Source organism: Epibacterium sp. ABV4_022 (assembly GCF_056159345.1).
Window position 1 is genome coordinate 772,702 of sequence record NZ_JBSWVA010000001.1, and the last position, 13,148, is coordinate 785,849.

Annotated in this window: 14 protein-coding genes; 6 read left to right on the top strand and 8 right to left on the bottom strand. The window is 64.7% G+C overall.

The window, feature by feature from the left end:
• The 5 genes from ACXAF5_RS03720 to phnN all read left to right on the top strand — a co-directional run bounded on the left by ACXAF5_RS03720 (window position 1) and on the right by phnN (window position 4,258).
• The gene (locus ACXAF5_RS03720) at window positions 1–1,104 is read left to right on the top strand and encodes a carbon-phosphorus lyase complex subunit (protein ID WP_474945579.1); all 1,104 of its coding nucleotides are present in this window, start codon (window positions 1–3) and stop codon (window positions 1,102–1,104) included.
• Between the two features lie 156 nt (window positions 1,105–1,260).
• A complete protein-coding gene (locus ACXAF5_RS03725; RefSeq protein WP_126138767.1) occupies window positions 1,261–2,142 on the top strand; it encodes an alpha-D-ribose 1-methylphosphonate 5-phosphate C-P-lyase PhnJ in 882 nt (293 codons plus the stop codon).
• Window positions 2,142–2,912 (top strand): phosphonate C-P lyase system protein PhnK, encoded by a 771-nt coding sequence (gene phnK / locus ACXAF5_RS03730; RefSeq protein WP_009175801.1) that lies wholly within the window; start codon window positions 2,142–2,144, stop codon window positions 2,910–2,912. Before ACXAF5_RS03725 ends, phnK begins: the two co-directional genes overlap by 1 nt.
• A gap of 93 nt (window positions 2,913–3,005) precedes the next feature.
• Complete coding sequence (gene phnL / locus ACXAF5_RS03735; RefSeq protein WP_474947792.1) at window positions 3,006–3,689, top strand: phosphonate C-P lyase system protein PhnL; 684 nt, start codon at window positions 3,006–3,008, stop codon at window positions 3,687–3,689.
• Entirely contained in the window at window positions 3,686–4,258 is a 573-nt protein-coding gene (gene phnN / locus ACXAF5_RS03740; RefSeq protein WP_474945580.1) for a phosphonate metabolism protein/1,5-bisphosphokinase (PRPP-forming) PhnN, read from the top strand. Before phnL ends, phnN begins: the two co-directional genes overlap by 4 nt.
• On the opposite strand, the gene ACXAF5_RS03745 is transcribed toward phnN, so the two are convergent.
• Entirely contained in the window at window positions 4,240–4,923 is a 684-nt protein-coding gene (locus ACXAF5_RS03745) for a DUF1045 domain-containing protein (RefSeq protein WP_114963235.1), read from the bottom strand. The genes phnN and ACXAF5_RS03745 overlap by 19 nt on opposite strands.
• A 52-nt stretch (window positions 4,924–4,975) precedes the next feature.
• Between ACXAF5_RS03745 and ACXAF5_RS03750 the strand changes: the two genes are divergently transcribed.
• Entirely contained in the window at window positions 4,976–6,118 is a 1,143-nt protein-coding gene (locus ACXAF5_RS03750) for an alpha-D-ribose 1-methylphosphonate 5-triphosphate diphosphatase (RefSeq protein ID WP_474945581.1), read from the top strand.
• A gap of 404 nt (window positions 6,119–6,522) precedes the next feature.
• Here the strand turns inward: ACXAF5_RS03750 and ACXAF5_RS03755 are convergent, their stop codons facing one another.
• Genes ACXAF5_RS03755 through ACXAF5_RS03785 form a run of 7 tightly spaced genes read right to left on the bottom strand, consistent with a single transcriptional unit; the run spans window position 6,523 to window position 13,072 of the window.
• Window positions 6,523–7,002: a class I SAM-dependent methyltransferase gene (locus ACXAF5_RS03755; protein ID WP_474945582.1), complete on the bottom strand. Its 480-nt coding sequence runs from the start codon at window positions 7,000–7,002 to the stop codon at window positions 6,523–6,525.
• A 1-nt stretch (window position 7,003) separates the two neighbouring features.
• On the bottom strand, window positions 7,004–7,762 hold the full coding sequence (locus ACXAF5_RS03760) for a polysaccharide deacetylase family protein (protein ID WP_474945583.1): 759 nt from the start codon (window positions 7,760–7,762) through the stop codon (window positions 7,004–7,006).
• A gap of 22 nt (window positions 7,763–7,784) precedes the next feature.
• Entirely contained in the window at window positions 7,785–8,924 is a 1,140-nt protein-coding gene (locus tag ACXAF5_RS03765; protein ID WP_474945584.1) for a glycosyltransferase family protein, read from the bottom strand.
• A complete protein-coding gene (locus ACXAF5_RS03770) occupies window positions 8,921–9,505 on the bottom strand; it encodes a histidine phosphatase family protein (RefSeq protein ID WP_474945585.1) in 585 nt (194 codons plus the stop codon). Before ACXAF5_RS03770 ends, ACXAF5_RS03765 begins: the two co-directional genes overlap by 4 nt.
• Window positions 9,502–10,608 (bottom strand): glycosyltransferase family 4 protein, encoded by a 1,107-nt coding sequence (locus ACXAF5_RS03775; protein ID WP_474945586.1) that lies wholly within the window; start codon window positions 10,606–10,608, stop codon window positions 9,502–9,504. Before ACXAF5_RS03775 ends, ACXAF5_RS03770 begins: the two co-directional genes overlap by 4 nt.
• Window positions 10,605–11,846 (bottom strand): glycosyltransferase family 4 protein, encoded by a 1,242-nt coding sequence (locus ACXAF5_RS03780; RefSeq protein ID WP_474947793.1) that lies wholly within the window; start codon window positions 11,844–11,846, stop codon window positions 10,605–10,607. The genes ACXAF5_RS03775 and ACXAF5_RS03780 overlap by 4 nt, the downstream gene beginning before the upstream one ends.
• Window positions 11,847–11,848: 2 nt before the next feature.
• Complete coding sequence (locus ACXAF5_RS03785; protein WP_239318888.1) at window positions 11,849–13,072, bottom strand: glycosyltransferase family protein; 1,224 nt, start codon at window positions 13,070–13,072, stop codon at window positions 11,849–11,851.
• Window positions 13,073–13,148: the final 76 nt, after the last annotated feature.

Genomic DNA, 13,148 nt, shown 5'->3' on the forward strand with positions numbered 1-13,148 from the left:
ATGTATGTAGCCGTAAAAGGCGGTGAGCGCGCCATCGACAACGCGCATGCGTGGCTTGCCGAAGAACGTCGGGGCGATCAAAGCATCGCAGAGATGACGCTGGCGCAGATCCGCGAGCAGCTGAAACTGGCGGTGAACCGGGTGATGGCCGAAGGCTCGCTCTATGATCCCGATCTGGCCGCGCTGGCGATCAAACAGTCGCGGGGCGATCTGATCGAGGCGATCTTTCTGATCCGGGCCTACCGCACCACGCTGCCACGTTTTGGCAACTCACGTCCGGTAGAAACCGCGGATATGACCTGCGACCGCCGGATTTCCGCGACCTTCAAGGATGTGCCGGGCGGGCAGGTGCTGGGGCCGACATTCGACTACACGCACCGTTTGCTGGATTTCAAACTCGCCGCCGAAGGCGAGGTGCCCGAGGCTCCTGCTGCGGAGCCGCGTCGCGAGCCAACCCCGCATGTGACATCCTTCCTACGCGGTGAGGATATCATCCAGACCGAGGACGCTTCGGAGGCGACGCCCAAGGACATCACCCGCGAGCCGATGTCCTTCCCGGCGGATCGTGCCACCCGGTTGCAGACGCTGACCCGGGGCGATGAGGGCTTTGTGCTGGGCATGGCCTATTCCACCCAGCGCGGCTATGCGCGCAACCACGCCTTTGTGGGCGAGCTGCGCATCGGCACCGTGGCGGTGGAGATGGACATCCCGGAGCTGGGCTTTGCCATCGAGATTGGCGAGGTGGAGCTGACGGAATGCGAGACGGTGAACCAGTTCAAAGGCTCCAAGACAGAGCCGCCGCAGTTCACCCGTGGCTATGGTCTGGTGTTTGGCCAGACAGAGCGCAAGGCGATCTCCATGGCGTTGGTGGATCGCGCGCTGCGCTGGAAGGAGCTCGGCGAGGACGATGTCGGTGCCGCCGCGCAGAATGAGGAGTTTGTCCTCAGCCACTGCGACAATATCCAGGCGACCGGTTTCCTCGAACATATCAAACTGCCGCATTACGTGGATTTCCAGTCCGAACTGGAGCTGGTGCGCAAGCTGCGCCGTGAGGCCGAGGCCGCGCGTGCCGCAGCGGAGCAAACGCGGGAGGCGGCGGAATGAAGCCGTTGCAGATAACGAAAGCCCGGCGCACCGCCGGGCAGCCCCCGGCCGCCCCCCCGGGCGGGGGCTTCACCCCCACCCGCGGCCGGGATCTGCCCTTTGCCGCATATGACGCAGCTTCCACCAACGGCACCCTTTCCCGGGAAAGGACACAACATGTCTGACTACAACTTTGCCTACCTCGACGAGCAGACCAAGCGGATGATCCGTCGCGCAATCCTCAAGGGGCTGGCCATTCCCGGCTATCAGGTGCCCTTTGCCAGCCGCGAGATGCCGATGCCCTATGGCTGGGGCACCGGCGGCGTGCAGGTCTCCGCCGCAGCACTGACGCCCGACGACACCTTCAAGGTCATCGACCAGGGGGCCGATGACACCACCAACGCGGTCTCCATTCGTAAGTTCTTTGAACGCACCGCGGGTGTCGCCACCACCGAGGAAACCGAAAAAGCCTCGATCATCCAGACCCGCCACCGGATCCCGGAGGCCACCCTGCGCGAGGACCAGATCATCGTCTATCAGGTGCCGATCCCGGAGCCGCTGCGCTTTCTGGAGCCGCGCGAGACCGAGACCCGCAAGATGCACGCGCTTGAGGAATACGGCCTCATGCATGTGAAACTCTATGAAGACATCAGCCAACATGGCGCCATTGCAACCGCCTACGCCTATCCGGTGAAGGTGGAAGGGCGCTATGTGATGGATCCGTCTCCCATTCCGAAGTTCGACAACCCCAAGATGGAAATGGCCGCGATCCAGCTCTTTGGTGCAGGGCGGGAGCAGCGTATCTACGCGGTTCCGCCCTACACCAAAGTGGTCTCTCTCGATTTCGAGGACTACCCGTTCGAGGCCACCAAGGCCGACCACCCTTGTGATCTCTGCGCCGCAGAGGACAGCTATCTCGACGAGGTGATCCTCGATGATCAGGGCGGGCGGATGTTTGTCTGCTCCGACACCGACTATTGCCGCTCTCGGCGTGAGGCGGGCCATGTGGGCCGTCTGGGCCAGGACGCTCCTCTCACCACCGGACCGGAGGCCGCGTGATGCATCCCCTTCTGAAAGTCAACAATATCAAAAAGATGTACGGCCATCGCATCGGCTGTACGGATGTCTCCTTTGACCTATATCCGGGCGAAGTCATGGGCATCGTGGGCGAGTCCGGCTCCGGCAAGTCCACTTTGCTGAACTGCCTTGCGGGTCATCTGGACACGGATGGCGGCGAGGTGATCTTTGATACTCGTGACCGTGGTCCTGTTGATACGCTCACCATGTCGGAACCCGAGCGCCGCATGCTTGGCCGCACCGACTGGGCCTTTGTGCATCAGCACGCCCGCGAGGGCCTGCGCATGTCGGTCTCTGCCGGTGGCAACATCGGTGAGCGTCTGATGGCCGTTGGAGATCGCCATTATGGCAATATCCGCGACCGCGCCGTTGACTGGCTCGACCGGGTGGAGATCGACGAGAGCCGGGTGGATGATCGCCCCACGGCGTTCTCCGGCGGTATGCAGCAACGCTTGCAGATTGCCCGCAATCTGGTGACAGGCCCGCGTCTGGTGTTCATGGACGAACCCACCGGCGGTCTGGATGTATCGGTACAGGCGCGGCTTTTGGATCTGCTGCGTGGCTTGGTGCGCGAAATGGGCCTCTCGGCGATTATCGTCACCCATGACCTCGCCGTGGTGCGCCTGCTGGCGGATCGCCTGATGGTCATGAAATCGGGCCACGTCGTGGAAACCGGCCTCACCGATCAGGTGCTGGATGATCCTCAGCATGCCTATACGCAGTTGCTGGTCTCCTCCGTGTTGCAGGTGTGACTTGATGCGTTCTGCCTGCGCGATGGATGCAGACGCGCGGCAGGCTTCTCTTTATCGTTGGAAAGGCTGGCTATGACCGCTTCTCAAACTCCCATGATCGACATTCAAAATGTCTCCAAGACCTTCACGCTGCACAATCAGGGCAGCGCCCTGATCCCGGTGATGGAGGGGGCCACCCTGTCGGTGAACCCCGGCGAATGTGTCGGGCTGATCGGTGCCTCGGGGGCCGGCAAATCGACCCTGATGCGGCTGATTTACGGCAATTACCTTGCCGCCTCGGGCCATATCAGGATTGGCGGTCTGGATGTCGCCAATGCCGAGCCGCGCGAAATTCTGGAACTGCGCCGCAAGACACTGGGCTATGTCAGCCAGTTCCTGCGGGTGGTGCCCCGGGTCTCGACGCTGGACGTGGTGGCAGAGCCGCTTCTGTCCGTTGGCACCCCGGTGGAAAAAGCCCGCGACCGCGCCGCGTCGCTTCTGGCGCAGCTCAACATCCCCGAGCGTCTGTGGACCCTGAGCCCCACAACCTTTTCTGGTGGCGAACAGCAGCGGGTCAATATCGCGCGCGGCTTTGCCTATGACTACCCGGCGATGCTGCTCGACGAGCCGACCGCCAGCCTTGATGCGCAGAACCGTGCAACGGTGCTGAACCTCATTGAGACCGCCAAGGATCGCGGCGCGGCCATCATCGGCATCTTCCACGACGAATCCGCCCGTGAACAGGTCTGCGACCGTTTCATTGATGTCTCGGCCTTTGCGCCCAAGGCCGCCGCATGAGCGCGCCTGCCGACATAAACCCCGCAAAAGGGCCGGTGATTGCCGTTGTCGGCCCCTCGGGCGTCGGCAAGGACAGTCTGATGAGCGGTCTTGCCGTGGCCGATCCGCGCCTGCGCAGCATGCGGCGTGTCATCACCCGCGCGCCAGAGGCCGGGGGGGAGGACTATCAACCCGTCAGCGAGGCCGAATTCGCGGCCCTGGTCGAGGCGGATGTCTTTGCGCTCCACTGGAAGGCCCATGGGCTGCGCTACGGCGTGCCGCGCGACATCGAGAAACTGCGCATCGGCGCGTCCGGTGTTTTGGTGAACCTGTCGCGCGCGGTGCTTTTGCAAGCGCAGGAGGTGTTTGACGACTTCCGCGTGATTTCCGTCACCGCCCGGCCAGAGGTTCTGGCGGAGCGACTGGCAGGCCGCGGGCGCGAGGATGCCGAGGAGGTCAAACGCCGCCTCGCACGTGCCAGCCTCGCGCTGCCCGACGGGCTGAAACAGGTCTATGAGGTGGACAACAGCGGCGATCTTTGCGCCGCCATCGTCCAGGCTCAATCGATCATTCAGGCCAGGAGGGGGTAGCGTTGGATCAGGTGAAAACGCCCATCCTCGGCCTCGCCCATCAGCGCCAGATCGTTGATCTCAAAGGGCTGTGGCAACAGCGGTGCCAGTTCGGTCGCGAGGTAATCCTCGACCGCAGGCAGATCGCCCTTGGGCAGTTTGCCGGTGAGGGTGATGTGAAAGCGGAACTGATCGAGCACATAAGGATAGCCCCACTGGATGAGGTTTGTGTCCTGCTCTGCGCTCAGCCCCGCCGCCCGGCGTTTCTCGATTTCCGCATCGGGTGCGGGCGCGCGAAAGGCGTCAAGCTCGGTCACGCAAGCCGCAGCCAGCGCATTCAGCGCGTGCACATCCCCAAGCGGGCGCAGCGCCAGAAACCGGCCCAGACGTTCCACCTGCAACCCCTCCAGACGGACGGGGGCGCGGGTGGCGGCCAGTGCCGCGCAGGCTGCGCGCAGGGCGTCCTCGTCGGTGCCCGTCGCCAGCCGCATCGGCGGCTTCATGGTCGCATGCAGCCCGTATTTGCGCGGCGTTGCCGTGATCGCCGCCACATCCAACGCCCCGGCGTCGGGGAGCGCGGTCGCACAGCCCGCCTCCATATCCCAACCGAGCCAGCCGGTTGCCCATTTGCTCCACGCCGCCTCGGCGGGGGGCGCATAATAGATCGCGTATCGCGTAAATGTCACATTGGCCTCCTAAGACGTGGGCCTTCCCTATCCCGAAAGATGTGAACTTCAGATGACACAAGAGTTGATCCTTGCCAATGCCACGCTGATCCTTGCAGGTGAAACCTGCACGGGCAGCTTGAAAATCAGCCAAGGCGTGATTGCCGACATCTCCGAGGGTGCCGCTGTCCCTGCCGGTGCGGTGGATCTTGAGGGCGATTTCCTCAGCCCCGGTCTGGTGGAGCTGCACACGGACAATCTGGAACGCCACATCGAACCGCGCCCCGGCGTCGACTGGCCCCATGCGGCAGCGCTGGTGGCCCATGACGCGGAACTGGCCTCCACCGGGATCACCACGGTATTTGATGCGATGCGCGTGGGCTCGATCCCGCGCGGCAAGGGGCGCTACCTGAAATATGCCCGCCAGCTTGCCACCGAGATGCTGGAACTGCGTGCCAAGGACATGCTGAAGATCAGCCACTTCCTGCACCTGCGCGCCGAGGTCTGTTCGGAAACGCTGGCCGAGGAGCTGTCGGAATTCACCGCCGAGGACCGCGTCGGGCTGGTCAGCCTGATGGACCACACGCCGGGTCAGCGCCAGTTCCGGGATATCTCCAAGCTCGAACAATATGTGAAATCCAAACGCGGCATGTCGGATGAGGAGTTCATCAACCATGTGGCCGAGCTGAAAGACCTGCGCGCGCAATATGGCGATATGCACGAAGCGGCCACGGTATCCGAGGCGGCGCGGTTTGGGGCGGTGCTGGCAAGCCACGATGACACCACCGCCGAGCAGGTTGCCACCTCCGCGGGCCACGGCATCCGACTGGCCGAGTTTCCCACCACGGTCGAGGCGGCTCGGGCCTGTCACGAGCATGGCATCAAGGTGATGATGGGCGCGCCGAACCTCATTCGTGGCGGGTCGCATTCCGGCAATGTCGCGGCGCGCGAGCTTGCGGATCTGGAACTGCTGGACATCGTCTCGTCGGATTACATCCCGGCGGCACTCTTGCAGGCGGCGGTCAAACTCGGTGACATCTGGGGCGATCTGGCGCGGGGTATGGCGACGGTGACAGCGGCGCCTGCCGCTGCGGTTGGCTTGACGGATCGCGGGGTGCTGGAGGTTGGCAAACGCGCAGACCTGATCCGGTTCCGTGTTGGCGAAGGGGTTCCGATGCCACGGGCCGTCTATGCGCGCGGTGCGCGTGTCGCCTGACGGGAAAGGCATTGGGAAGCGATAACACGCGCGCCTTACGTGGGCGCGCGTTATGTTTATATTTCAGTAGGTTAAAGAGCCGGTGAGTCCGCTCACATCTGGTGCAAGCGAGCGCATTCCCAGATGTCAGCGCACGCTGCATGTGCAACGCCCACATAAAGTATCAGTCTCTGTGACCTGTTGTTTCGCACGCGAAACAATCCGACAAGACAGCTGACCTATTCTCTGTGTTGCGGGGAGGGGGGAGCTCCCGCCCCTTTATGAGTGAGGCAAAGCCTCCCCCAAAAGCGTTGGGCCGGGCGGTGGCCGCGCCGCAGGCGCGGCCACCGCCCCACCGCGATTTGCAAAGCAAAGCGCAAAACCTGAGAGCCGCGAGGCTCTCCGCTGGGGTAAGAGATTGCGGCTTACCCGGCGCGGTAGAACATGTAACGGCCTTCGGGGATGCCTTCGGGGCCGTCGATTTCCTCAAACCCCACCAGTGGCTGACCTGAAATGATCAGCCCTCCCGCTGCCATGACCTGCAAAATCGCGGGCGAGAGTTTTGCGGCTTCGGCAACATCCTGTTCCTTGACGCCAAACCCGAGATCGTAATGTGCAAGCGCCAGCCGATGCCCGCCGTCTGCAAGTCGCGCCAGCATCGGTTCTGCCTCGCCTTGCAGGAAGTTTTCTTCCGGGGGCACACAGGAGGGGTGGCATTGCAGGACGCGATCAATGACCCAGACCCGCCGCTCCGGCATGACCTCGCGCAGATGGTCATAGGTGCGCCCGTTGCCCAATCCCAGATCAAGCACATCCCCCTCAACGCCCGAGATCTGTCGCGCGGCCCAGTTCAGCCCATCGCGTTGCGCAGTGAGGCGGCGCAGCATGCTGTCCAGTCGGCTCATCTCAGCCAATCCTTTCATTGAAACGCCAAGGGTGTGCCGGGCCATCCAGCAGTCGGCGCAGCAGTGTTTCGCAGAATTCCCACACCTCGTCACTGTGCACAAGGTGATGCGTCAGCAGGCCAAGTGGCTCTGCGTTATCCTGCTGACCGGTGCGGCGTGCTGTGAGCGTGTCGACCAACCGTGACAGGAGGTGATCCTCGGGCACCAGACCCCGTCCATGTTTCCAATCGATGGGATCGATATGGGTGTTGATCTGCACCAGACCCGGCGCGGCCTGACTGCGCTTGCGTGGCCCATAGGTGGAGATCGCGGCAAAGCCCAGGCCCGCGAGCCAGGGCAGCAAGGCTGGAGAAATCCGGTTCCAGGGGGGCACAAACATCGGCTGCAACGCAGAACCAAACAGATGTTTCATGCGGTCCATCCCCTGTTCCGCCGCGTTGAGCGCCTCATCCACCGGGCGGGTGCTGGGAAATTCGCATTTCTTTTTGTCGGCGCTGGCGTGGTTTTTATGCGCCCAGCCATGCACCACCGGGATCAAGTGGCTCGATTGCGCAACCGCCTGTGCCAGTTCCTCTTGCGCAGTTTCGGGGATCACCGCCAGATGCACCGGCAGGTTGAGCCGCGTCGCCAGTGCCTCCAGCCGGACCAGCGCCTCCGTGGGCGCAATGGCATCATCATCCCGCCACCACAGCGGCAGCCGCAGGCCCTCCGTGGCCCAGTGCGCCAGCTCCGCGTCCAGCGCGTCCCAGCCTTGTGTCATGTCCGTCTCCCCCCCGTTGCGCTCAAGCGCGCTGCCGCCTCAGCAGCGTTGCGGCAATCTCCACGCTCCGGTGCGCCCCGTCAAATTCAAAGCCGTCAAGGCCGCGTTGCGTATCGTGCATGGCACGGGAGAGTGCGGCGCACAGACGAGCCGGGGTGAGGGTTGCTGCCCCCTCCACCTCAATGCCTGCGAGGGGCGCAAGGCTCTGGGCGCGCAGGGATTGTTCCACCTCTTTGCCCGCGTCAAACGGCACCAGAACCGCGGGGGTGCCGGATTGCAGCAGATCAAGCGCGGTGTTGTAGCCACACATACTGACGGAGGCCGCCGCATGGGGCAGCATGGCGCGAAACTCCGGGCGGGCGGGTTCCAGGACCGCAGGCGAGCCTGCATCCTCAAGATCCGCGATACGCGCCCGTGCATCCGCGCCGCCAACCAGAATGCGCCAGCGGTAATCGGGCATCAGTTTGGCGGCCTCAATCGCGCAAGCGTAAAGCGCATCCCCGACGCTGCCACCGCCGGCACTGACGAGGATTTCCCCTTTGCCGAGGCCCTCGGGGTGCGGTGCAGCAGCAGGTGGCGCGACATAGCCTGTATACTGCAGCCGTGACGCCAGCATCCCTGAGACCGGCCAGCTGACGTCCAGCGTCGTGGCTTTGGGGTCCGAGTGCACAAGCACGCCATCGTAATAGGCCGCAATCATTGCATCGGCGTCCTCGGCCTTCTTGGGCTTGGAGGGCGGTGCGAGGATGTCACGGATCGACGACAGCACCAGCGGACGGCGAGGCAGCGCATGCGCCGTCTCCAGCAGGGCGCGAAACTCACCCCGGAGGGAACGACGGCCAAACGGATAGAGCTCGGTGATCAGAACATCCGGTTGCAGATCCTGAACCAGCGCCTGCATCTGTTGCCGCCTGCGCGTCAGATAAGCCTCATCCGCAACCGTGCCCTCCGCGCCAAGCAGGCGCGAGAACTCGACGCCATCAGAGCGCAGGGGCGGTAGCTGCTCAAACTGCAGACCCTGAGCAGAGAGTTGCGGTGCCGGAAAACCACCAGAAACCACCGTAACTTTATGATTTTCCGACGCAAATGCGCGCCCCAGTGTCAGGGCGCGTGACAGATGCCCGGTGCCCAGAAGGTGGGTGACGGCGATCAAAACCTTCATGATGGGCGTCGCTCAAGTCGAATGGGATCAGGCCAGGGCGTGAGCTTGTCGCGCGAAACCTCCACCACAAAGAGCCGATTGCGTTTGACCTGAAACGGAGCAGGGCCGTCGAAATCCCAGCCATAGGCGCGGGCAAGGATCATACGCATGATCCCGATATGGCAGACCGCGACGGTGTCGCGCGCGAGGCTCTTGATCCACGGATTGATGCGGTTCCAGACCTCGCGCGGGCTTTCACCGCCGGGGGGGCGATAGTCCCAGCCCCAGTGTTCGATGTCGCGAAAGCCGGACGCGGGATCTGCACGCAGGTCCACCCCGTGCTGGCCTTCCCATGCGCCCCAGTTCATCTCGACGAGCGCAGCTGTGGTCCGGGGCGCGCGCCCGGCCACAAGCGTGGCCGTTTCAGCGGCGCGTGTCAGGGGGCTGGACCAGAGATCCGCGTCTTTCCAGTCCTCGGGGAGAGACTGCGCGGCGAGGTCTGCGCGTGCGGTCTCGTCAAGCGGGATGTCGCTGCGCCCCTGAATGCGGCCCGCACGGTTCCATGCGGTATGGCCGTGACGCAGCAGGGCAAGGCGGATCATGCGCGCCGTTCCTTGATCAGTGGCCCCAGTGCCGCCCAAAGGGTGTCCGCAGCGGCGGGTCGCAGGTGGTGGGTGGCGATATGTTGGCGCGCCCGCCGCCCGAGGTCGTCGCGCTCAGACGCACTGTCGAGAAGGCGCAGAACGCGGCCCGCCAGCGCGGAGGCCCCGGCGTCGGGTGCAGGATAGGCATCGGGCATTGCGGGCAGCAGCACATCGCGCAGTCCGGGGCGGTCTTGCGCCACCACGGGCAGCCCGTGGGATTGCGCCTCCAGGTAAACCATGCCGAAGGCTTCATTGACGCCGGGCCACAGGAACAGCTGTGCCGCGCGATAGGCCTCTGCCATGGCTGCGGCATCAAGCTGACCGAGAAAGCGCACGCGCGTTCCAAAGCGTGCAAAAAGCGCCTGCACCTCGGCGCGCGCGGGGCCGTCGCCCGCAATCAAGAGCTGCCAGTCGACCGCGCGCTCTGTGCTCTCCAGATGGCGCAGCGTCTCGGCGATGAGCGCATAGGAGGCCAGCTTGTCACCCCGCCGCATCATGCCGGCAGCAAGCATTGGGCCATCACCCGTGCTGGGCGCGGGGAGGGCATCCTGCGGCAGGAAGGGGCGCAAGTGCACCAGTTGCTGGTTGCCCGCGCGATCACGCTCCAGTGTCTCGCGGTCCTGTTCGGTAAGGTAGAAGATCACCGCCGCCTGATCCGCTGCCGCATGTGCGGCTTGGGCAAATTCCGACCATGGGCCTGTCAGGCGTTTGCTGGCGCGGGTGCTCTCGATCTGCACATAAGGAATGTCACGGGCGGCCGCCACGGCGGGGCCGATCAGGTCGGGGGCTTTGTAGTAGTTGTGATAGGTCACCCAGGCGTCGACCTCGGGCAGCTCTTCGATCAGGCGGCCGACCTCATCCGCAGCGCGTTGTTGCAAGATCTGCTGGTGGTCGCGGTCGCCGAGTTTGTCATGCAGGCGCAGCTCGGACGCGAGAATGACCTCCGCACCACCCCTTTCCAACAGGCCCATCAGGCTTTGTGCCATGGCCCGGTCGCCGGAGGGCGTCGGATGGGTCGGGGCCTTCATCGGCGCATAATAGGCGATGCGGGGCGCGGTCATGCAGCGCCCTTGAGCATGGCGTTCAAGCGGGTGTTCAGCTGCCGGATGCCCGGGTCCATGCCAAAATCACGACGCAGGCGGTTGAGCGCGGCGTCGGCCATGCGGCGGGCCTCGTCGGGGGCATGGGCGAGGCGCAGCATCGCGTCGGCAAGCGCTGCGGGCGCGTCATCACTGAGGAGACCGTGGGTGCCGCTTTGGATGAATTCCGGGATCGCCGACACGGGCGTCGACAGGATCGGCAGGCCCTGCGATGCGGCCTCCATCAGCACATTGGGCAGCCCGTCGCGATCGCCATCCTCGGCCACACGCGAGGGCAGCACAAAGAGATCGGCGGCGCGCATGGCGGCGATCACCTCCGGCTGGTCACAGGCGCCGCGCCATGTGATGCGCGCTGCAATCCCTGCGTCCTCGGCCATGCCCTGCAACAGATCGCCCAACCCGCCACCGCCAATATGGGTCCAGTGCCAGTCCAGATCCGCAGGCAGCAGCGCCAGCGCGGCGATCAGCCGGTCAAAGCCCTTTTTCTCGACCAGGCGCCCTACCGACATCATGTGAAAGGGAGCGTCAGGCGCGCGCGCCTCCCGGTCGGGCGGGGCTGGGAACCGCGTCAGGTCAAGGCCGTGATAGATCAGATCCACCGGAGTGCCAGCCGAGAGGTCTTGCAGGTGTTTCGCGCCAAAGCCCGTGCAGGTCGCGCCAAAGGCCGCGCCTTGGGTCTGTGATGAGAGCTTTTCGCGCAACTCCCATTCGGGCGAGGTCCAGATGTCCTTGGCGTGGGCGGAAAAGCTCCATGGCAGGCCGCGCATGATCGCGGCGTAGCGTGCCACCGATGAGGGCGTGTGCAGGAAATGCGCATAGAGGCCGCGCACCTCGGGCGGCAGTTCCGCCGCCAGTACACAGGCCTGACCAAAGCGGCGCACCCGGTTGCGGGTCGGATCACGGCGCAGGTCCGCGCGCCAGATGCGATAGGCGGCGGCATAGCCGGGCAGGGCTTGCGCAATGGCGCGCGATCTGGCGACGCGGGCCGGGTCGTCATAAAGATATTCCGGCAGGTAGTGCACCGGGGCCTGCAAACGATCGTGCAGCGGGTGGGTCTTGGTGTCGGTGGGGTGGCGCAGCGACCAGATCTCAAACGGCTGGCCTGCGTCCTCGAGGGCGACAAGTTCCTGCGCGATAAAGGTCTCGGACAGGCGCGGCCAGCCCTTGACCAGCACGGCGAGCGCCGGACGGCGGGTCATGTTCATTCGGCAGCCTCACGCGGCAAAAGATGCAGAAGGTGGTCGACACGGCCGGTCACATAGTCGAGCCCGTCGAGCAGCCCGTCGGAAATCGCCTGCGAGGGGCGGGGTTGACGGTCGAGGGCGCGGATCGCGCCGATCATGGCATCCGGTGTCCAGCCGTCGCGGGTCTCGTCCAGCATGGTGACAAGGCCCAGCTCCTCGGCGCGGCTGGCGCGGATCCACTGCTCCAGCCGCGGCGTGGTGCGGGGCACGATCACGGCCGGTTTGTCAAAGGACAGAACCTCGCAGAAGGTGTTGTAGCCGCCCATGCAGATCACCCCCTGGGCGCCGGCAAACAGGGTCTCGATCTGGCTTTCAAAGCCGACGGCGGTGACACGCCCGTCGAGTGCGGCGACGCGATCTTCAAACGCGGCGCGGGTTTCGCCCGACAGGAACGGGCCGTAGACCAGCATCGCGCGGGGCGTCAGGCTGGGGTCACGCTCGTAGGCCGAGATCGCCAGATCCACCATCATCGCACCATCGCCGCCGCCGCCGGGGGTGATCAGCACATAGGGCTGTTCGGGCGGCTCTCCGACCTCGCCGAGGTCCCGGCGCAGGTAGCCGGTCCAATGCATGCGGGCCTGTGCCGCAGCACTCAGATCCAGCCCGGCGGTGGGATCATAGACATCGCGCAGGCCATAAACCCAGATCTCGTCATAATATTGTTCGGTGGCCGCCAGCGCGCCCTTGCGATCCCATTCGGCGCTCAGCACCTCGGGTTCGTCCAGCACGTCGCGCAGGCCCAGCACCAGCTTGGCCTTGCCGCGGTGCTGCAACAGGTCGAGCGTAGGCAGCAACTCGCCGCGAAAGCCGCAGGGTTCCTTGTCCACCACCAGCACATCCGGGTCGAACTGTTCGGCGGTGGAGCGGATCAGACCGGCGCGCAGCTCGGTGGTTTCCTCGATGGTCATGCCCATGGTGCGGCTGGCATAGGAGCCGTCGGCGCGTTTGATGACACCGGGCAGGCGCATGTGGTCGACCCGGTTGGGAAAGGCAAAGCGCCCCGCCACCGGCGAGCCGGTCAGGATCATCGCCGAGGCGGTGGGATCGGCAGAGGTGATCGCCGCCGCCAACGCCCGCGAGCGGCGCAGGTGGCCAAGCCCAAAGGTGTCGTGGCTGTAGAACAGGATGCGCGGACCGCGCCCCGCCTCTGGGCCCAATCGGGACGTGGTGCTGGCACTCATAGGGGGGCTCGCTTGCAGGGGTGGTCAGAATGTAAAACCGCGGGCGCAGGGCAAGAAGAGGGGACGACGCGGAGGC

Bases quoted from the DNA above. Each gene is read 5' to 3' on its own strand.
- phnL (WP_474947792.1), top strand. From the start codon at position 3,006: ATGATCGACATTCAAAATGTCTCCAAGACCTTCACGCTGCACAATCAG.
- ACXAF5_RS03780 (WP_474947793.1), bottom strand. From the start codon at position 11,846: ATGACCCGCCGTCCGGCGCTCGCCGTGCTGGTCAAGGGCTGGCCGCGC.
- ACXAF5_RS03770 (WP_474945585.1), bottom strand. From the start codon at position 9,505: ATGATCCGCCTTGCCCTGCTGCGTCACGGCCATACCGCATGGAACCGT.
- ACXAF5_RS03750 (WP_474945581.1), top strand. From the start codon at position 4,976: ATGACACAAGAGTTGATCCTTGCCAATGCCACGCTGATCCTTGCAGGT.
- ACXAF5_RS03785 (WP_239318888.1), bottom strand. From the start codon at position 13,072: ATGAGTGCCAGCACCACGTCCCGATTGGGCCCAGAGGCGGGGCGCGGT.
- phnN (WP_474945580.1), top strand. From the start codon at position 3,686: ATGAGCGCGCCTGCCGACATAAACCCCGCAAAAGGGCCGGTGATTGCC.
- ACXAF5_RS03760 (WP_474945583.1), bottom strand. From the start codon at position 7,762: ATGACACAAGGCTGGGACGCGCTGGACGCGGAGCTGGCGCACTGGGCC.
- ACXAF5_RS03725 (WP_126138767.1), top strand. From the start codon at position 1,261: ATGTCTGACTACAACTTTGCCTACCTCGACGAGCAGACCAAGCGGATG.
- ACXAF5_RS03755 (WP_474945582.1), bottom strand. From the start codon at position 7,002: ATGAGCCGACTGGACAGCATGCTGCGCCGCCTCACTGCGCAACGCGAT.
- ACXAF5_RS03775 (WP_474945586.1), bottom strand. From the start codon at position 10,608: ATGACCGCGCCCCGCATCGCCTATTATGCGCCGATGAAGGCCCCGACC.
- ACXAF5_RS03765 (WP_474945584.1), bottom strand. From the start codon at position 8,924: ATGAAGGTTTTGATCGCCGTCACCCACCTTCTGGGCACCGGGCATCTG.
- phnK (WP_009175801.1), top strand. From the start codon at position 2,142: ATGCATCCCCTTCTGAAAGTCAACAATATCAAAAAGATGTACGGCCAT.
- ACXAF5_RS03720 (WP_474945579.1), top strand. From the start codon at position 1: ATGTATGTAGCCGTAAAAGGCGGTGAGCGCGCCATCGACAACGCGCAT.